The 21,465-nt window shown below is 41.4% G+C and carries 14 protein-coding genes; 6 read left to right on the top strand and 8 right to left on the bottom strand.

Annotated elements, in window-relative coordinates; genetic code table 11:
- Nucleotides 1–13 precede the first annotated feature (13 nt).
- From LBQ60_09330 to LBQ60_09350, 5 genes are all read right to left on the bottom strand, one after another.
- Complete coding sequence (locus LBQ60_09330) at nt 14–877, bottom strand: AraC family transcriptional regulator (protein ID MDR2038112.1); 864 nt, start codon at nt 875–877, stop codon at nt 14–16.
- Between the two features lie 285 nt (nt 878–1,162).
- Nucleotides 1,163–2,290, bottom strand: a complete 1,128-nt coding sequence (locus tag LBQ60_09335; GenBank protein ID MDR2038113.1) for a discoidin domain-containing protein — start codon at nt 2,288–2,290, stop codon at nt 1,163–1,165.
- 188 nt (nt 2,291–2,478) lie between these two features.
- The gene (locus LBQ60_09340; GenBank protein ID MDR2038114.1) at nt 2,479–3,675 is read right to left on the bottom strand and encodes a DUF4959 domain-containing protein; all 1,197 of its coding nucleotides are present in this window, start codon (nt 3,673–3,675) and stop codon (nt 2,479–2,481) included.
- A 28-nt stretch (nt 3,676–3,703) separates the two neighbouring features.
- Complete coding sequence (locus LBQ60_09345) at nt 3,704–5,635, bottom strand: RagB/SusD family nutrient uptake outer membrane protein (GenBank protein ID MDR2038115.1); 1,932 nt, start codon at nt 5,633–5,635, stop codon at nt 3,704–3,706.
- A 34-nt stretch (nt 5,636–5,669) separates the two neighbouring features.
- The gene (locus LBQ60_09350; GenBank protein MDR2038116.1) at nt 5,670–8,909 is read right to left on the bottom strand and encodes a TonB-dependent receptor; all 3,240 of its coding nucleotides are present in this window, start codon (nt 8,907–8,909) and stop codon (nt 5,670–5,672) included.
- Between the two features lie 772 nt (nt 8,910–9,681).
- Here LBQ60_09350 and LBQ60_09355 point away from each other — a divergent pair.
- The 6 genes from LBQ60_09355 (at nt 9,682) to LBQ60_09380 (ending at nt 17,451) form a co-directional block, all read left to right on the top strand.
- A complete protein-coding gene (locus LBQ60_09355; GenBank protein MDR2038117.1) occupies nt 9,682–11,046 on the top strand; it encodes a Gfo/Idh/MocA family oxidoreductase in 1,365 nt (454 codons plus the stop codon).
- 9 nt (nt 11,047–11,055) lie between these two features.
- Entirely contained in the window at nt 11,056–12,297 is a 1,242-nt protein-coding gene (locus LBQ60_09360; GenBank protein MDR2038118.1) for a PmoA family protein, read from the top strand.
- 190 nt (nt 12,298–12,487) lie between these two features.
- Complete coding sequence (locus LBQ60_09365) at nt 12,488–13,384, top strand: PmoA family protein (GenBank protein MDR2038119.1); 897 nt, start codon at nt 12,488–12,490, stop codon at nt 13,382–13,384.
- Nucleotides 13,385–13,544: 160 nt separating this feature from the next.
- Nucleotides 13,545–15,599, top strand: coding sequence for a DUF2264 domain-containing protein (locus LBQ60_09370; GenBank protein ID MDR2038120.1), 2,055 nt, complete (start codon nt 13,545–13,547; stop codon nt 15,597–15,599).
- Between the two features lie 1,413 nt (nt 15,600–17,012).
- Entirely contained in the window at nt 17,013–17,183 is a 171-nt protein-coding gene (locus LBQ60_09375) for a hypothetical protein (protein ID MDR2038121.1), read from the top strand.
- A 52-nt stretch (nt 17,184–17,235) separates the two neighbouring features.
- Nucleotides 17,236–17,451, top strand: a complete 216-nt coding sequence (locus tag LBQ60_09380; GenBank protein MDR2038122.1) for a hypothetical protein — start codon at nt 17,236–17,238, stop codon at nt 17,449–17,451.
- Between the two features lie 212 nt (nt 17,452–17,663).
- Here the strand turns inward: LBQ60_09380 and LBQ60_09385 are convergent, their stop codons facing one another.
- The 3 genes from LBQ60_09385 to LBQ60_09395 form a co-directional block, all read right to left on the bottom strand.
- Entirely contained in the window at nt 17,664–19,706 is a 2,043-nt protein-coding gene (locus tag LBQ60_09385) for an alpha-L-fucosidase (GenBank protein ID MDR2038123.1), read from the bottom strand.
- Between the two features lie 101 nt (nt 19,707–19,807).
- Nucleotides 19,808–19,993: a GH36 C-terminal domain-containing protein gene (locus LBQ60_09390; protein MDR2038124.1), complete on the bottom strand. Its 186-nt coding sequence runs from the start codon at nt 19,991–19,993 to the stop codon at nt 19,808–19,810.
- Between the two features lie 465 nt (nt 19,994–20,458).
- A partial coding sequence (locus tag LBQ60_09395) for a polysaccharide lyase beta-sandwich domain-containing protein (protein MDR2038125.1) occupies nt 20,459–21,465 on the bottom strand: 1,007 nt, incomplete at its 5' end.

A 21,465-nucleotide genomic window follows, 5' to 3' on the forward strand; every position in this document is an offset into this window, starting at 1 on the left:
GCCGGATAAATATTTATTGAAACTGTTTCCGGTATTCCGAAGGAGTTAATCCTGTTTGTCGTTTAAAAATTTTATTAAAGTGTGAGATCGTATTGAATCCACACTCCATAGCCACCTGAAAAATATCCATGGCGTCGCTGATCAATAATTTACATGCATAACCTACACGCATATCTATGATATAATCCATAAAAGATTTACCGGCTTTTTCCTTGAAAAACCGGGAAAATGCCGAAGCGTTCATCGCAACCATGGAAGCCACTTCTTCCAGGCCGACAGGCTTGGTATAGTTCAGGGTAATATAAGAAAGCACTTTTTTTAGCCGGTTGTCGGTATAAACGGACATGGAATTGCTGTAATGGGGACTTCCTAATGTACGAACGGATTTAAACGAAGCCATTTTTTCCAGCAGCAATAACAGGTTGGCAATCCGTTCGACATTCTTATACGAGGGTAGGTTTTCAATTATTCTTACCAGCATCCTATTCGCCGGATAAGGAAAATGAAGTCCTCTCTGTGACTTGTCCAATAACGTTTTTATCGAGGCTAATTCTATATAATTATTAATGGCATGGGACATAAACTCTTTTTCAAACTGGATAACTACTCCTGTTACACTCAAAGCACGATTTTCGTGATAGTATTCCAATGCACTCTTCATGTAATGCGGAACATTTGATCCTACCAGGATCAAATCGCCCGGAGAAAACTGCTCCATGTGGTTGGCAACATAACGCTCCCCATAACCTTCCTTTGTATAAATAATTTCAAATTCGGCATGAAAATGCCAGGGATAAGTGAATCTTTTGTATTCAAAAGACCGGGCAATAACAGGATGACTTGTATTAATCGACAGCTGTTCGTGCATTATAGGCATAAGCAATCGGATTTTAAAAGTTTGATTACTATAAAAATAATATTTTTATTTCAAAAAACATAAAAATGAGGTATAAAATTAAATTTATACCTCATGTAAATACATTTTAAGCAGTCACAATAAATTATTGTCGCATTTTAAAGATATCGTGTATTTGTTTATTCGTTAATTAGGCCAATTTTCAATGAACAATAACCAATTTACAATACTTAATAACCGAACCAGAGAATAAACCCTGATCCGGTTATCACAACAACAAATCATCAATATAAACCGTATACCTATTTATCGCGTATAAACACCCACTTCATATAAAGATACGTTTTTAGTACCACCTGATGCTGCAGTACACTCAATTTTGACATACTGGGCCTGCTGAGGATCATTAAATTCAAAATACTGGTATCCACTTTGCTTTTTCATGGAATATGTTCCCATAGAAGTCCAATTTTCACCATCTTCGCTTGTCCAAAGAGTTACCATACTTGGCGATTCATTGATATTACCACCATACAGGATAACTCCGTAAACATTTGCCGTACTTTTCATGTCTAATGCAATCCAGTGAGGATAGTCTGTTTGTGTAGGGCTTATTTCATTTACCCATCTCGTACTAACCACACCATCAAGCACCATTTCAGGAGTACGCGGGTTTGCATTGGTATTCGGATAACGGGTATCCCAACTGGATGCTGTCACGGTCCAGCCTGTCCTGTTCAATTCCCTGATAGGACCTTTTATTGTTACGCTTTGAAAAGGAGTATAAAAAGTGTCTAATGCCATTGGAGCAGGTAAATATGCTGTTCGATAATTAAAAGATCCGGATGCTACATCATAGTCCGTAAATTTAAGCGTATCGACATCAGGAGATACCAGAACTTTATGCATTCCATTTTCTGTCATATATAACATTTCAGAGCCGAAAGAAGTTTCATCGACCGGATCACCCCATACAACAATCATTAGATTTTCATCTTCGTCGTAATATGCATCTTTCACCAGTCTTACATACAATGAGTTCTGATAGGTTTCGCCATAGACTTTACTGGTTATTTCGTACGGGATAGATTGATTTCCCTTCCCATCATATGTATATATGGTAAATGAATATGTTCCTTCCTTTAAATCATTAATTATTGTTTTTAAAGAACCTGTCTCTACCGGCAACATCAAGGAATCACTTTTGTTATTCCAATACATTTTGACATGTGTAACACTCGGATCAGCTAATATTTGCCATTCAAACCCAATACGATTTTTTCCCGGGAAAACTTTTACAGAATCTACCGATGCGGGGTATTCCAATTCTCCGTTTTCCCAGAATTCCTTATATGTATGATCCATTTCCGTACATGCTGACAAGCATACGATAGAAATAATATATCCTATTATAATTTTTTTAAAATGTTTCATTTGAATATAATTTATTACGCCATGTTACTCGTGTCCACTCGTGAGATCGCTCCGCTAAGTTCGCTCCATGAGAACGCTGGCGCTAAGTTGATTTTTTAAGACTGAAAGAATATCCATACACATTCATTCGTATTTGATTTTATTGAGTTTTCTTACGAAGAAATATATGAATACTTCATTCTTCATTTCTAATATGTTTCCAATACTTCGCCCCAGAACGTAAGTTCGGCGATATATATATAAGTTACACCACCCCATGTTTTGAGCGTTTTAAACCTTATGTACCTGAACGGATCGTTGTTGATAAAATCAAAATCCTCTCCTTCGTGACAAGCATACTGCACATCTTCATCAGTATAACCAGCAGCACCCGACGGCTTTATCGATTCGAAATGTCCCAGCAATATCCAATTATCATCCCACTCATCTGTGAGAGTATTGCTTCCATATATTACAAAGATTTGAGGATCGCCGGCATTATATTGTCCATCGGTACCAGTGGTTGTACGATGGTAAAACTTCATCCGGCTCAAACGGGCTTTTGCCCTCAGGTCAATGGTAAACCATTGCGGAATACCAGTACTCGGTTTTGAGTGAAAACATCCACTTGTCCCCCATATATCGTTCCATATAACTTCAAGAGAATAACTGCTACTCATATGTGGTTCATATACATCCGAAGGTAGCTTGGCATTAACGAAACGTGTTTTATCCAGTTTTTCCTCATACCAGGGATTTATTTCCGCAAAGAGAGTATCCGAATGATTATTCCAGCGATCTAATGTATAGACCCCAAATACCCGTTGCGTGGGATCAAACCCTCTTATAGCGAAATTTCCTGTTTCTATCTGGGTATAATGAGTATATGCCTGGTAAAATTTCCCTAACGAATCAGCGGTGACCACTATAAATTTCAGGTTTGCCCGGCTTGGGTTTTCGAAATAAACTCTCATCCCGCCAAATGTCGGTTCCAATTGGAGAGCATCATGTGCAGACTGATAAGGTGGAGTGAGTGGAACGATAGTTTTTGTTACAGGTTCCGATTTTACTCCACTGCGGGATACGGAATACAAATTTATATCATATGGATTTGTATCCGGAAATCCTTCCAGAGTGATGGAACTGCTAAAATAAGACGACTTTTTATTATGCAGAATACCATCACCTAATCTATATTCTGCCATTACATACAGGATATTTCCATCAGAGGGTAATTGGTAGGTTAGCGTTGCTCCACCAGGAATTTGGGTTATATCAATATCCGTAATCTGCGATGGTACTGTCCCATCGTCTGCCGGAATTCCTTTGTCAGGCTCTGAACAGGAATATATTAAAAACAAAAAGAGGAACAATGCTTGTATGTATAATATGTATGTTCTTTTCATATCAGAGATTTTTATAATTACATTTAATCTACCATCCCGGATTTTGGACCAAATTACTATTCGCCAATATAACCGACTCATTTAAAGGCCATAGGTAATCTCTCGTGGTAAAAGTTTGTTCGTAAATGAGCCTTTCACGATAATATCCTTCTGCTGTCGCCTGATCCAAGTCCCAGCCTGTAATTGGCATATTCATTTCTTCTGTTGCTGTTTTCCAACGCCTTACATCCCAAAATCGATGTCCCTCAAACATTAATTCGATATTGCGTTCCTGGCGTATAATTTCTCGAAGTCCTCCTTGGCTTTCGGGTTTATTTGGCCTGCTTGAATGATTGAGCCATGCCACACGTACCGGCAGGATACCTGCACGTTGCCTTACCAGATTAAGATATCCGATCGCCTCATCTCTATTGGTTTCCGAGTCAACAGCCTCATTGAGCGCTTCAGCATACAACAGGTAGATATCTGCCAGACGGATCACCGGCCATGGATAATTCTCCGTAGTATAGGTATTACCTGAACCTATGATGCTCTGGAAATGAACGATTTTCTTAGGCCAATAACCGGTTGTTGAATAATTCGCCAGATTAATAGCAGCAGCCGGTTGTCCTTTTTTACAGGAAACATAGAGTAAATCGCTTCCCCTGTCGTCGTAGTGTCCCTGACCATACCAGATACCTCCGTCGAATCCAAGGCTGGCATAATAGCGCGGTTCCCTGTGAAAATTCATCTTCGCTGTAAGGTATCCCTGTTTTAAATATATGGCTTCACTTTCTTTCGGTTCCATAATTTTAAATCGACTGTTATAGTCCCAGGAGTTGTCTTCTTTTATCGGTATGCCATTTTCGCTGTAAAACATTTCAACAATTTTCAGCGGGGGAGCCAAACTTCCACGCGTTCCCTGATTCGATACCAATGCAGGATCCAGTCCGCGCGGAGTAGCGCTACCCTGTATTCCTCCGGAATTGGCCCAACTGTTTGTATTGCCCCAGATGATTTCAGAATTCCATCTTTCGCAAACAGCATTCCGTATGTTCATCTGTATCATGGTGGTATCGGTAAGTTTACTTACGGAAAAGGCCGGCCGATAATAATATAGTTCATGACCTATCCCGTGGCAAAAATCAATGGCTGCTTTACATGCTTCTACCGCCTTTTGCCATTTCGCCAACTTTTCACCTTCTTCAATTTCAGTGTTGAACAGGAGTGTGCCATCTTTATTAGCAAATCCGGCATAATCCTTATTACCGTTGAACAGATCGCTGGCAGCCGTTATCAGCACTTTGGCTTTTACCGAAAGACAAATTGCCTGTGTGATCCGTCCGTTTTCCTGCACTTCGTTTGTAATTATATCAGGAAGCGAAGGAAATGCTTCATCAAGCAAAGAAACAATATAATCGAAGCATTCGTCTACCGGCGAACGGGGAACCCGCACCTGATCAGGCGGTGCATCTACCGGCAGGTTCTCCCTGACCAACACAATCGGACCGTACATTCTTACCAGATAATAATGATAATAGGCTTTCAAGAAAAGCACCTCGGCAGCCCAACGTTTCTTTTCTGTCTGGATCATATCAGGAACCTTGTCAATGTTTTCAAGGAATACATTACAATCCCGGATACCTTGATAAATATCTTTGCTCCCCGCACTACCTTGCCATGCATTCATGTAAGGATTTACCATACGCTGATTACCCTTGGCTATGGCAAAAGCATTATTGGTACTTGTCGGTGGCAACCAAAATTCATCACCTCCGCATAATGCCGGATTTTCACCGGTGCCGGAATGGCTTGGCATATAAGAATAACACGTGAATAAAAACCTTTCAGCTGTGCTTCTCAAGCGAAAGGCATAATCGAGGGTCGCTACATTGTCAGGTGTAACATCCAAAAACTCGTTACATCCCGATGTAAGGATCCCGATAAATAGTGTGGATATTATAATAATTTGCTTTTTCATTACTATTTTATTTTATAAAATAAAAACAGATTCATTAAAACGACAATAAAACACCTATGTTGAATACCTTTTGAATCGGGTATCCCAGGCCATTTCCACCCATTTCAACATCCCAAAGGTCAAATTTACTCCAACATAATGGGTTGGTGCTACTCAAGTAAATCCTGAAACTTTTCATATAAAGCTTTTCTGCGATAGACTCAGGCAATGTATACCCGATCTCCACTTGTTTTAGCCGCAAAAAAGCCCCGTTACGCATAAACCATGTACTACGTTGAAAATTATTGGTGTTTCCAGTAGCAGTGGTGCTTAATCTAGGCCACATAGCATAAAGGTCTTGATTATCTTCCGACCAGTGACTATCGGCATATGCCTTCAATAGCTGGTTTTGGGGAATTCCGGTAAACGATTCATTGTCATAAAAGAAACTAACAAAAGGTGCTGTAGCTTGCGGATTAATCCAAAACGATTCACGCGCCAATCCCTGGAAAAAAGCAGAAAAATCAAAATATTTATATCCTAAAGAAAAACCGAAACCATAAACAATTTCAGGAGTGGTCGGATAACCTATCGGCACCTGGTCAAGAGTAGTGATTTGTCCGTCACGGTTCACATCGTGATATTTGATATCACCGCCACCATAATCGGAAAAGGTTTGCGTGGGAGATTTTCTGGCTTCCTGATCATCAACAAACAAACGTTCGGCCAGATATCCCCATTGTTGACTGATGGAATAGCCTTTATGAGATTTCCACCAGGCATCCTGATAATCATATTCTTCATAAACAATAAATTCGTTGGCGGCATAAGTAAAATTTGCCCGTGCCTGCACCCAGAAATCACTATTAATCGCATGGTTATAATCTACCGAAAGATCGATACCTCGTCCTTCTGCTTTGCCGATATTTGCTTTAGGCTGAGCGGAAAGCCCCATTTCTGCGGGCGTGGAAGCACGATCCTGCAGAATATTGCTCCGTTTGTCCTGATATATATCGGCTTGTATTTCCAGTTTATTGAAAAGCCCTATTTCCATCCCGATATTTATTTTTTTTGCAGTTTCCCATGTAATATTGGGATCAGCATAGCGATTAATAGCTATACCATTGCGGGAATACCCGCCTTCGCGACCAAAAGTGGCGCTCCTTGCAGAAGAACTCATGTTAACTTCCGAAAGAAACAGGAACCGGGAATTTGCATCCCCAATGGCATCATTTCCCGTCAAGCCATAAGTTACTTTCAATTTGAAATTGTTGACGTTTTTCTTGAGATCTTCCCAGAACCGTTCATTGGAAATGGTCCATGCCATACCAATGGAAGGAAAAAATCCCCATCGGTGCGATTTATGAAAACGTTCGGAAGCATTATATCCGAAACTTAACTCAGTATAATATCTCTCGTCGTATGAATATGTAGCCCGTCCTGCAATACCGACATTCCGGTATGGTAAAGATTGTTGCAGGACAGCCGTGTTTCCATCCAATTTAGTTTGCACCATGAAAAGCACGATACCTCCTACAGCATGTTTGTCTGAAAAAGTATTCGCATAATCCAAAGCCGTTTCGGAATAGAAATTGGAACTTACTGTTTTTGAGCCTGGTTCATACGACAGGTATTCTGTGCCGCTACCAGTACCTTCCTCGTTCAGGCATATAAGCTTATAGGTATCATCTTGAGGATTATAACTAGTTGCCTGATACCAGAATGGCGTGTAACCGCGTTGTACTTCAAAATAAGCGTTCCTGCTGGTGTTAGCCATTGTGCGAACAGAAAGACCTTTCAATAAAAAAGAAAGTTCTTGCCTTATTTCAAACTGGGCGTTCATCACTGATTTGGAATATTCCCTATAGCCACGCACCATTTCAGCATACGGATTCATATACCATAAGCCGCTACCATCGTCATAATTGCCGAACATGATGTGTTGTACCCACCGGTGTTCCTCATCGGCAGGATAATAAGCAGGGAACAGTACCGGATTAGAACGCATCACATCACGATAAACTTGAGTTCCACTCTGCATAGGGCCAGAATAATCATCAAAAGTTCCGCTTATCTTAGCATTTATTTTCGTCGTCTTGGTTACGTTTACATTTACATTCAACCGTAACGCGTATGTTTTCAGATCAATGTTGCTATTAAAATTATTGCGCTTATCTACTTTCAATAACCCATTGTTCTGGTTAAAAGAACCGGCAATGTAATAACTGGCCACCTTACCACCTCCGCTTACATTCAGATTAACCCGCTGATTCATGGTATAGTCCTTGATCAATTCTTTGCGCCAGTCGGTTACAGGATACATATACTCATTCATACCGGCAATGGTATTATCAATCTTTTGAAGCGAATAGGGCAACAGCCCCAGCGGGTCGCGGGTTAGCACGGCTTCGTTATGTAACCTCATATAAGTAATGGGATCTGCCAATTCTACATTACGAGTCGGCATTGACATGGAATTTTCAAAACGGAGATTTATTTTTGCCGGACCCTCCCGCCCTTCTTTTGTTTTGATAAGTATTACCCCATTAGCGGCACGGCTACCGAACATGGCTGTTGCGGTAGCGTCTTTCATGATAGAAAAGCTCTCAAGGTCATCAGTTTGCACGCGCGACAGATCATCCGAAGTACTTTCTATACCATCGATTAATATGAGGGGATCTTTCTTGTATCCAAAAGTAGTTACTCCACGAATAAAGAAATCTGCATTGTCTGCACCCGGTTCACCGCTACGCTGATAAGAAATAACGCCGGATAAGCGTCCGGCAAAAGCTGTAGTAAGATTACTTGAAGGTACCTTCAGTTCGGATGGATTTACTGAAGTAATAGAAGCAATCACACTTTCCTTTTTTTGCGTTCCGAAAGCTACAACAGTTACTTCGCCAATATCTGTGGTTTCCGCTTGTAAGGTAACCGCTATAATTCTCCTGTTACCCACCATTATTTCCTGCATCCGGTAACCCATAAAACTAAACTGCAACACTGAAGTATCGCTTGGTATGGTAATCATATATTCTCCGTTAATATCGGTGGTGGTTCCCTGTGTTGTACCCCGGATAACCACATTGACACCGGTAAGCATCTCACCTTCATCATCCGTAACGGCACCGGTAACCCTTATGCCTTGTTGAAAGCTATGTACAGAAGGCAGATATTCTTCTGCCGATATATGGAATACATTTAGCAATAATACAACCGGCAATAGTATTCTTATTTTACATCGTATTTTTGGGAAAGGATACCACTTTCTTCTTCCTTTATCCTGTTGTTCTTTCATAATAAATTATTTGTTTGTTAAAATCATATGGAACTGTATATCACAATTCTTAGTTGTTTAGGCATAAATGGCGTATGCCTGTAACTCTTATTATCATTTGTGCGATAGTTGCATTGAATATTATCTATATTTCCATAGGCCTTATCATTTAGATTAATTTGTACATAAAATCCTTCCTTCAGAGCATAACCTCTCAGATATTACCGATACTCCAGCCACATACCCGGAAAAGGTTTTCTTATATTTCAGTTTATCGTTTAACTAATCGCATTTTTCAAAAATTTTATCCCTAATTTTTTTTATATTTCAGTACGATCTATTTTGGGATCACTATGCTTCTTTATAAAAAATCAGCAATATCCGCATCAATCCTTTATTACCTTCCGATTGAAACCATTCAAAACAAGCTTCTTTCAATAGGGGACAAATGTATGATGATAGATCACTTGTGAATAATTGTATATTTGCAGATAATAACTTTTTATTTGCAATCAATTGTTTTTTAAAAGTATTTAAATGATTAATAATATACCGAAACTTTCATATCGGAATGAAGAGTCATATTGGCGAAACATGACTAACAATCAAATACATAATAATTATCTCTATATAATTTTCTTTATTATTAATAGTTAGATATCGCTGGAGAATTTGCAAAAATAGTATCATAATTAGCAAAATTCACATATTTCATCATAAATTTAATTCACTATCATTGCATCGGATTTGGAAGAATGAAAAATTAATCGATGATCTTTATAAATTTATATGTATGACTTCACGTAGAGATTTTTTAAAAAAAGCAGCAGCAGGCGGGGCCGGCTTAATTATAGCACCTACTATTGTACCGTCATCTGTATTTGGCGCCAACGCTCCCTCCAACAGGATCAATATCGGCGCCATCGGTACGGGACGCATATCCCGGGACCATGATATGCCCGGTGTATGGAAATATGATGATGTACGTATCATAGCAGCGGCAGATGTCGACGCCAACAGGGTAAATGAAGCCAAAACGCTGATAGAAAATTATTATTCGAAAAAGCTGGGTAAACCATATTCCGGATTTACCACATATGAGAATTATCAGGAATTATTGGCCAATAAAGACATTGATGCCGTACTGATCAGTACACCCGACCATTGGCATGCCAAGCAGGCGATCGATGCCGTGCGTGCGGGGAAAGATGTATACCTGCAAAAACCTACTTCCCTGACCATAGAAGAAGGAAGGAAGATGAGTGATGCGGTGAATGCTTCCGGACGTATCCTGCAGATCGGTAGCCAACAACGCTCTATGGAGCAATTCCGGATAGCCTGTGAACTGGTCAGGAACGGCCGCATCGGACAATTGAAGACCATCGATGTCCGCCTTCCCGGTGACCCTCCCGGGGGAAATGTCGAAGAAATGCCTGTTCCAAAAGGTTTTAACTATGATATGTGGCTGGGACAAACTCCCTATGTATATTATACGGTCGACCGGGTACATCCACAGGCAGGATACGGCCGTCCCGGATGGTTACGTTGCGAACAGTTTGGCGCGGGAATGATCACCGGATGGGGTGCACATCATTTTGATATCGCACATTGGGCCATGGATAAAGAATACTCCGGTCCGGTTGAGGTCTGGGGAAAAGCAAAATTTCCTACATCCGGATTATGGAATGTACATGGAGATTATGAAACAAGAATGGTATACGATAATGGCGTAGTGGTAACCGGAACCACCCAGAGTCAGGAAAAGCCCAACGGAGTTTTGTTTACGGGTACCGAAGGATGGATCTTTGTCAGCCGCGGCGCCTATCAGGCATCACCCAATGAACCGATCAGCACCAGCTCGAAATCTCTGCAGGCTTCCAATTCCAAAATATTGTCTCCATTAACAGATAAGGATCCTGTCCGTTTATATGTCAGCACCGATCATCATGGCAACTGGCTGGAAAGCGTAAGGACCCGGAAATTGAATATTACTCCCGCAGAAGTGGCTCACCGCTCATGTACGGCGTGTCTTCTGCAACATATTGCCATGAAACTGAACAGAAAGCTTTACTGGGATCCTATTCTGGAACGCTTCAAAAATGACGACGAGGCCAATTCAATGATATCCAGACCTCACAGGCCTCCTTATAATTTTTAGTTGACCATCATGAGACCTCTGGTTATTTCTTTAGCCTGCCTATTTGCCATCGTTTTCAATGTAGCAGGAAAGATCAGGATCACTGTCCAGTCGGGACAATATGATAGAATCGATTGTGTCGTATCAGCAGGTATCCCTGACCTTAACCTTAAGGAATCGTCTTCAGTCGAATTGTACGAAAGTACCGGAAAACAGAAAAAACCCGTTCCCTGCCAGATCATCATTGAAGAAGGGAAAGCGCCTGTTCTATTCTGGACGCTTGATGGCAAAACCGATGCCGGTTCCGTCAGGACTTTTTATGTAAAAAAAATAAAGGAAAATCGACCTGAGAAAATGTTAATGGAGGTGGAGGACAACAAAAAAGCCCTGATTTTAAAAAAAGACGGTAAAAATATCCTTCAGTACAATTATGCCCATGTCGAGCCGCCGGAAGGTGCGGATAAGTCTTATGGAAGGAGCGGTTTCATTCATCCGGCTTATTCGCCTGAAGGGAATATCCTGACGGCGATCCAGCCCAAAGATCATTATCATCACTATGGTATATGGAATCCCTGGACGAAGATAATGTACGATGGAAAGACATATGATCTTTGGAATCTGAGAAGCAAACAGGGCACAGTAAGGGCAAAAGAGATCGAAGACGCATACAGTGGCGACGTCTTTGCAGGATGTACCGCAAGTCTCGATCATTACATATTCACGACGGATAATGAAAAAGTGATCATGAATGAATTATGGAAGATCAAGGCATGGAATATATCCGACGGATTCTTGTGGGACTTTGAATCGCATCTTCATCCTTCCACATCGTTGCCGGTGCTGATAAAAGAATATCGTTATGCCGGGTTCGGATATCGTGCAACGGAAGAATGGACGCGAGAGAACTGTGAAATGTTCACTTCGGAAGGAAAAACCCGGCAACAGATCGATGGCACCAATGCCCGCTGGATATATATTACCGGAGATACAAAGACCGGCCGCTCGGGCTTACTCTTTATGGGACACCCGGAAAATTATAATTTCCCGGAACCATTGCGCATATGGGATGAAAATGCAAACGGAAGAAGAGGCGATGCTTTTATTAATTTCGCTCCTACTAAAAATAAAGACTGGGAACTCAAGGCAAATGGCCATTATGTTCTTAAATACAGGATTTTATCATATGAAGGAGAGATGACAAAAGAAAAAGCAGAACGATTATGGAATGATTTTGCACATCCGCCGGTAGTCATTGCCGGTTCTGATAAATAATATGATAACACCAAGTATGTATCTTATCACTTCACATATATTTTAATATAAACATGAAATAGCCATGAACATTACTGTTCACACAACGTAATAATTATCTATGGCGTATTTAGCTCCGCTGAACCGTTACCTTCGGTGAACCCTTTGGGTTTCGGAGTTCATTTGACCTTAAAAATTAAATTATAAACAGATGAAAAAGTATTTATTCATAATAGCTCTATTGCTGGGTTTTTCCGGAATATATGCCCAGAAAGCGGTTATCTCCGCATCTCAGGTCGGAAACAGGATCGACATCACTGTCGGCAACCGGTTTTTCACCAGCTACCGGTTCTCTCCGGACGAGAAATATCCCTTCTTCTTTCCTGTTAATGCACCCACATCGGGGAGTGGGGTCACATCTATGCGGAATGGTGAATATCCGCACCATAGTTCATTATTTTTCGGATGCGACAGGGTAAATGGCGGAAATTACTGGCAGGAAGGCCTGGAACGGGGACGTATTATTTCCATTGGAGCTAAGATATTGGAGGCCAAAGGAGAGAAAGTTGTGATTGAAGATGAATGTATCTGGAAGCGTCCCGATGCCCCATCCCCGATCATCGACCGAAGGAAAATAACCATCACCTCCCCTTCCAAAGAATTGTACCAACTGGATTTTGATATTGAAATGGAAATGCTGATAGACGTTACCATACTAAAGACCAATCATTCCCTTTTCAGCGCCCGGATCGATCCCGACCTCTCTGTAAGGCAGGGAGGAACCATGATCAACTCAGAAGGAAAACAGGGTGAAAAAGGAACATTCGGCGTAGGATCGCCCTGGATCGATTGCTATGGAACACGTAAAACCGGAACGGAAGGAATCGCTATTATGCAACACCCCTCCAATAAATGGTTCCCCTCTCCCTGGTTCACCCGTGATTACGGGTTTATATCACCTACACCCATGTATTGGCCGGAAGATGACAAGGCTACCGTATTGAAAAAGGGAGAAAAAATACAATTACGCTACCGGGTGATCATCCATGCGGGAAACAGCGAAGAGGCCAAAATCAGTCAATTGTATGAACAATATAAAAAAGAATGATCTCCTGATGTATTCTTGAAAAGCTTTCAGAAAGGAGGTGTCCTTCCTGAAGAAATACCCATGAACATTTTTGTTCATCAATTGTAATAAGCAAGTTTTAAATATTCACCTTCAGGGAATCCTTTGGGGTTCACCTGATCATAAAAATATATTTATTCACATGAAAAATGCTTTTGAAATAGCAAATCCCGATCTAACTTTAAGCCCCCTCACCGGGATGACAAGGAAACATTATATCGAGTGCGCAAAATACCTGTTGGAGCGTGCTTTTACATATGTTGATTCCATTGAAACCCCCTTAAGTTTCCCGATCGTTCCGGGAAAAAGTTATCCCCAGCCAGACGCACCCGACTGGAGATACCGGGCCGCTGATTTCGAAGCACTGGAAAGGACATTCACACTGGCCGGACCATTGATTCACATCGATCCGGAAATTACCATTAAAGGCATCAAACTCCGGGATTACTATTGCCTGCAATTCTACCGCACTTTTACCAAAGGCCATGCTAATTCCCTTCCTCTTCCCGAGGAACTACCTGACTCCAATTATCAGTTTACCTGCGAATTCGGAGGATTATTCAAGACCTTATTATTGATGCCCGAAGTCTTATGGCCACATTTCACCGATCAACAGAAGGAAGAAATGGTGGTTACCATTTCAAAATGGGCACATCATCGCACCACCCAGAATAACTGGCGGATTTTCAATATCATAGCGCTTTCATTCCTCAAAAAATACGGATATGAAATTGATGATGATCTACTGAAAAGCCACTTGTTGTGGGTAGTTTCCTACCACTCGGGAGATGGCTGGTATCTGGAACAAACATATAATTATTATTCTATCAGTTTATTTATTGTATACACGACTATCTGGAACCGTTCTTTCGGTGATGAGTATTATCCTGAAATAGCGGCTATCATTGAACAATCGGCAAGAAAACTAATGGAATCGCTTACCGCCTTTTTCGGGCGGGACGGATATATTAACATGTGGTCGAGAAGTATCTGCTACCGTACCTGGGTTTCCGGGGCTTTCTCCGTAGCCTTCATGTTGAAAGGGGAACCGTTGCTCGATGCAGGTTGGGCCCGAAGGCTTTGTTCCGGATCCATACTTCAGTTTGTCACCCGAGAAGAATTCTATTACAATGATATCCCGAGCCTTGGATTTTACGGAAGAAAGGAATACATGATACAGGACTACAGTTGTGCCGGAAGCCCGTTCCTGATGTTTCTGCCTTTTATCTGCCTGGCTTTACCGGAGGATTCGCCCTTCTGGACAGCAAAAGAAAATGACGGCATGTGGGAAACCCTGGGAATGAAGTCCCATAAAACAATCCTGGAAAGTCCCGGACTGGTACTGGTGAATCATGGGAAAACCGGTACTTCCGAAATTATTCCCGGCAAAGTATATTATGATGATCCCAATTATTCCAAACTATCTTATAATACTCATTTTCCTTGGGAAGACCATAATCCACAGGGAGGAACGGCTATGGAGTATTCTTTCCGAAGCCTGGACCCGAGAGATACACGAGGAGATGATGTAAATTTCTACCTTACAGGAAAAACCGTCCGGAATGATGCCGATAAAAACAAACAATTTACTATTTCTCAAAGCATGCTGTATAACGGTGTCAGGGGAAATGTCCTGTACCGTCAGGCGATCATGCGCAAGCCTCCCAATAATGGTGTAGGCTATATCATCGATCTGGCTGAAATTACTATTCCGGGCGGTGTTATCCGGGTTGACCGTACTCGTTTGGCATTCGAATATGAATTGACACTCGGACATTACGGAATGCCCCATATAGACGGTAAAAAAGCCATTATCAACCAATATGGGGAAGACAACAGGAAAGTAATAACGGCAAGCATTCCGGGAAGGCAATTAGCATTGATCACCTATACCGGATGGGACTCGGTGGAAACCCTGGTCCATGAAAACCGGAATGCTGAGGCCGATGAAAGCACTGTAATTTTTACCCGGAAAAAACGACTGGATAAAAATCCGCCCATGGAACTGATGGTTTCCGTGATGCTCCACCGTACCGATGAAATACCGTGGACAAAAGAAGAACTTTCACCTGTCAGGTCGATGGATATTCGTGAAATAATGCCTTCGGGTTCTCCATTAGGCATGTTCATTACTTTGCATAACGGAGAAGAGTACGAAATAGATTTCAAGGATATTGACGGTAAACGAACCTGTTGATATATAGGCCACCTCATTCATAAAACAAGTTTTATCGATTGGACTGTCCAAAAATCTATTTCTTAGAGCGGAATCTGTAATTCGGTGACTACTGTTTTTGCTCCATAATTAACTTAGTGATTATAAGCAATTTAAATTGATCATTTTTATTTGCTATGTAAATTTGCCATTATTCTCATCAATTAAATATATTCAGTTGAATTTGAATTACGTATCAATATCAATAATATGCTAAACACATGGCAAATTTACTAAAATATTAAGATAAGAATCATACTGTAATGCTTTCTATTTATTTCGTTTATCATATAAAGAAAAATGACAAATCGTTAATCATATAATTATCCAGATCCGAATAACATCTTGATTGTATAGATAAAATATTTATTGATGAGGTTGGGTTTTTGTCATCTGCTTGATAACAGTTTGCTTTCCAACACAAAATATTCGGGAAGTTTCCCGTTTTTCCCCATTTCAGTTTGGTATACAGCGATTCCAAAGCGATTCTCCCGATATCGAACCTAAAATATTCGAGCGAATGACGAATTAGCAGGGATAGATACAGGATTTGCTTTGCAGGTTAGTACATTCTCCGAATGGGCATTTGATACAGATTCCTGCAAAGAGCGCGTTTCCTTTACATTTGCGTTCCTGTTCCAATAATCTGGCGCCGAGTCTTTCCCTCCACTCCAGTTGAAAACGGCATTCTGGCAATGGTGGCACAGTTCGGCGATGTACTGGAAGTATATCACCTGCAAGGCGGAGCGTCTTATTTAACAATTGGCCCAGACGGTGAACCCCGGTACCGTTACTGGGAGGCAACAGTCTAACCGGACGGAATGGTGAAGTATAGTTGTGTTTATGCGGACAGGCAGCATATTTACGCTATTTATTAAGGGCATGAATTAGACGACATTAAACAGGGAAAAATAACCGTAGAGGGGGCAACCTTTTCAGGATTTTTGATCTGAAAGGCATTCCGGTACGGCAATATCAACTTGAGTGTCATGTTACAGGGTTTTGCATCAATGATGGCACCGGAGAGGTTCTGGCAACAGATCCAAATAATGAATGTTTGGTAATATTCAGTATGCGGCAGGAATAGTTTTTATATTATATGATTGGGAGTTACCCATTGTCTAAACAGCTGTTACCCATAATTGGACTTAATTAAAATCTATTCGACCTATAGTAATAAAGTTACGAAATATACAGTAAAGCATTCTGATAATACGTGAAATCGGATAAGCAACAGACAACTATTTATACATTAGAGTAACAAGTTTACAGAAGGGGATATGAGGTTTCTGCACCCCCGAGCAATAAGAGTCTTCCAGTCAACAGGTAATGATTTAATACGTCAGCAATATTTTATCTGTATCCGTATTTATCACCAGTGAAGGATTGGTGGTGATGGTAGCATCCCAATATCCCGGTCGGGGCTCAATCACCGGTTTGTTCATCCGTTTCTACGGGCCATACAATGACCGGGACGAAGCCACTCCAATACATTTATTCATCCAAACATTACCAAACGAACCTTCCACCGGAACATCACCGGAAGCAGGAACGGGAAAATCATAAGTAGTTCCGAAATAATACAGGTAATTTATCTCTTTGAAAAATCACCCGTGGATTGTGTGTTACCAGTCCGTTAAAGAATCCGGCTCCACGTACTGGTAAAACTACTCCTACAAAGGCATACAGACCTTCAGGCGTATCAGATATGGCATTCACTACCTCCGAATTGGGAACCCATGCACCAAATCCCAGATCCTTGGCTCACCAGTCGGCAAACATATGGTGCTTACCATCATTTTCCCTGATGATAGATGAACCCCAGACCCAATAATCGTCCATCGTAAAACCTCCGTCTACCGGGGCTGGTAAAAGTTTATTGATAAAGGCTTCGGGTTGGGATTTACAACCTGTAAAAAGGCAACAAGGATAAGGCTAAAGCGCCACAGGCAGATTGACATATAAAATGACGACGGGATAACATGACCATTACTGATTTTAAATTAACGTTCATAGAACGTCTAAGTTTCAGTCGACGATTCCTGATTACTTTGTTAACACACCTATTTCGCCGACTACAACCGGTTTACCAGGTTCGACGGTTTCAGTGGCTTCGAGCTTGATACAACTAGCTTCAACCGGTTGATCAAACCGTACGAATTGTTGTACCGGATTGTTGTTGATATTATCAAAGGAGGCATTACTTTCAATTTTATCCCACTTCTGACCATTCCGGCTTACAAAGAAATTATAACGATATATGTTACCACTCGCTCCGTTTACCGGGGTATAGGTAAACCCATTCAGTCGAAGTTCTTCACCAAAGTTGACGACTATGGCCGTCTGTCCTTCGGGAAGCGTATATACCGAATACGGATTACCATCGACCGCTCTTTCCATACCTCGCCCCTCGGAGCTCATCACCATCCATTTGGCCGGGGCCAGATCATAATCCTCGCGTACGGTTTCGCTGCTTTGCTTATTATTGTTGATAAAAGCTTTGGCCTGTACAATGCCACCCTGCGGCAAGTTGAAAGAATCGGTATAACGTTTAGAAGAAACGGTTGGTTCAGTGCCGTCCACTGTGTAATAGACCACAGGATCCGTTGATTCACAATGAATGTATACCTGTCCTTGTTTGGTTCTTCCTATAACAGGAGTGGCAAGTATTTCAGGGGCTTTATATATGCCTATTTCACTGATGACCGGACAGGCAAGCGATTCTTCTATATTCACCCGTACCCTCTGCGCCGTTACTTCGGGAAAACAAAGTATCCGTTTGTAGCCAATGGTGGTTTGCCTGTCGATAAGCTGCCATGCCCCATCGTTCCAATATTCCACGCTAAATACTTTTACACGTTGCCCTAGTGGGATGTATTCCTGAAGAACAATACGATTGAATGTCTGTGCTTTTTTCAGATCAATCTCCACCGATGAGCTCAATTTGCCATCATCGGTAGCCCAGTAGGTATCAAAGTTTCCGTCGGTAAGTTTTTTAACACCATACTTTGACGATTGTCCACGAACCTCTTTAGATGTTAACCTGGCATTCTGGGCCAGATTAACAGTAAAAGTAGCATCGAGCGTCCTGCGCAACTCCATCAGGTGTGCCGAGTCATTCGGATGGATCAATCCGCGACGGTCAGGTGGAACGTTCAGGAGCAGGTTCCCATTACGACCAACGGAACTATAATAAATATCAAGCAGTTTGCCCAATGACTTTACCTTGTCGTTAGTAGACGGACTGAAAAACCATCCCGGACGGATAGATACATCCACCTCGGCGGGTAACCATTCTTTTCCATTCTCGGTACCGGAGGCCAGTATATTACCCGATGCTCCATCAATAGAGTTATCGGAAGTAAAAGTAGCCCAGTTTGTTTCGCCCGCATACCCCTGTTCGTTGCCTACCCAACGAATATTACGGTAGGGACCTCCAAAAATGAGAGCATCGGGCTGTAGCTTATGTACCACATCGCGAAATACTTCCCAGTCATATACCTGTAATTTACCATTTGGTCCTTCGCCATTAGCCCCATCAAACCACTGTTCAAATACCGGTCCGTAATTACTCAGGGCTTCGGTAAGTGTGTTGGCAAACACAGTATTGTATTCATCGGAACCGTAGGTAGGGTGGTTACGGTCCCAAGGTGAAAGATAAACGCCGAATTTCAGACCATACTCTTTACAGGCATCGGACAATTCGCGGAGTATATCACCTTTACCGTCTTTCCAGGCACTTTCACGAACTGTATGTGTGCTGTATTGACTGGGCCACAAACAAAAACCATCATGATGTTTGGCTGTAATGATGATTGCATTCATTCCGGCATCTCTGGCAATACGCGCCCACTGACCACAATCAAGATGCGTAGGACTGAAGACTTTAGGATCTTCATCACCATGCCCCCATTCCTTATCCGTAAAAGTATTAGGCCCAAAATGGATAAACATATAATATTCCATCTGGTGCCACTTTACCTGTAAAGAAGTGGGAACAGCGCCATAAGGAACCGGTGGTTCAGGTGTGTTGCAAGCGGTCAGCAATACGATGATCAGGAAGGTAAATAAAATGGTTGTATTTTTCATGAAGCTTATTTTTTATGTGATCATTTTCTATTGATAAAATTACAAATTCATGTGGTGCGATCAAGCAAAATGCCAGATTTTCAGCAACGATATATACATTTTCATTCTGCGGTGGTCTCTAATACCCGGCTTGTTGTATGATTGTTGGAAAGAACCGGAATACCCACTTCCATCAAATATCCACCAGAATACGTCTGGTTCGGAATCCCCAATTTTCGGGCATTATCCGGCATATTGATTTTTACTATTCTGTACATTTTACCAGATACAAGTCCTTTAAGGTGCACCGACTACAAGGTCATCACATAATGTGGATACATAATGTAGGTAAACAATACAGCTTTGCTTTTATCTTTTGATGCATACATCACTACCTATGCATAAGGCGAACCAATCAATATGTATCCCCGTTAAACACCATATCCTGAAAACGATTAAAATTCCGCAAGGTCTGGCGGCATAAATTAAGTCCACTGTCTGACAAGCTGTTAATCCAGATATCGAAACCGGTTTACACATCATTGCCACATCCAAACGATACTTCAATGGTTGTTAACTCCAGTTGGTAACATATGCTGCCATACTTTTGGCCGGGAAAAATGAGAAAATCCCATTGGTATTATCGCTGGGACAGAATTCTGTAAAATATTTCAAATTTCAAGATTGAAGGTAATTTTTAGTGAATTATTTTCATAACCAGCATATCTAAGATTAAATATTATCGAATCATTCATAATTTTTTTCCATCCATATTATTGTACCAATAATTTTACCGCTTTCCCGTATATTCCCTGTTGCGTAAATATAGAGATCAGATAAATACCGGGAGTAAGATCTATACCATAGAGGGTTAACGTATTTTTACCAAGCTCTATGTTTTGAATGGATGTCAATACGGTACGACTGGTCATATCCATTATTTTAACCGATATAGAACCTGATCTGTCAGAGTAAATATCGAGATGTAAAGTTCCACCCCTTTGAAGCGGGTTCGGATATAAAGCTATACTTTGCATATTTGCAGGAGTAGTTTCTACTCCCGTAGGAATATCAACAACATCAGGTGTGTTTTTATTGATGGTATAACTGAGACTTGAACCGTTATAAGGAGCGACAGGCAGGGTACATACCAGTTCTTTTTTTCCATCGATAGCAGACAAAGAGGTTATTAACCTTACTTCGGCCCGCGACTGCATGGGATCGGCTATATGTACGGTTACTTCTGGCGTACCGACGTTTTTCAACATCAGTACACATCCGGCATCGGCACAGACAGACATAGTATCATTGGCAAATATTGCTTTTGCATAAAAAACCATACCGAAGATATTCAGTCGTTTATGATACACCACCTGTAAGGTATCGGTATTAGCCAATATTTTTATGTCATCAATCGGGTAAGCCGCCATCTCTGCGTCGGTATACTTTTCCGGAGCAATGATGTAAGCATAGCTGTCCGCAACGGGTTTGACTCCGTGGCTGAACCAGAGTTTGAAAACATTTTTAGAAACAGCAGCCGATGATAATGAGGTATTGATGGAGGCCCATGAACCTGACTGTCCTTGATTGGATAAGGTGATTTTTCCCTCACTGGGAAAGAAATAACCTACGCCATTATGAATTACCCAGTCGAGGTTGTTATCGTAAGTATGCGTACCACTGGCAGGAGTGGATACCGATCCGTTTTTCGACACGGTGACCGATCCATTCAGCAGGGATTGGTTCACCGTAGTATTAATACTGTATGTGCCTGTGGATT

This window comes from Bacteroidales bacterium (assembly GCA_031275285.1).
GTDB lineage: Bacteria > Bacteroidota > Bacteroidia > Bacteroidales > UBA4181 > JAIRLS01.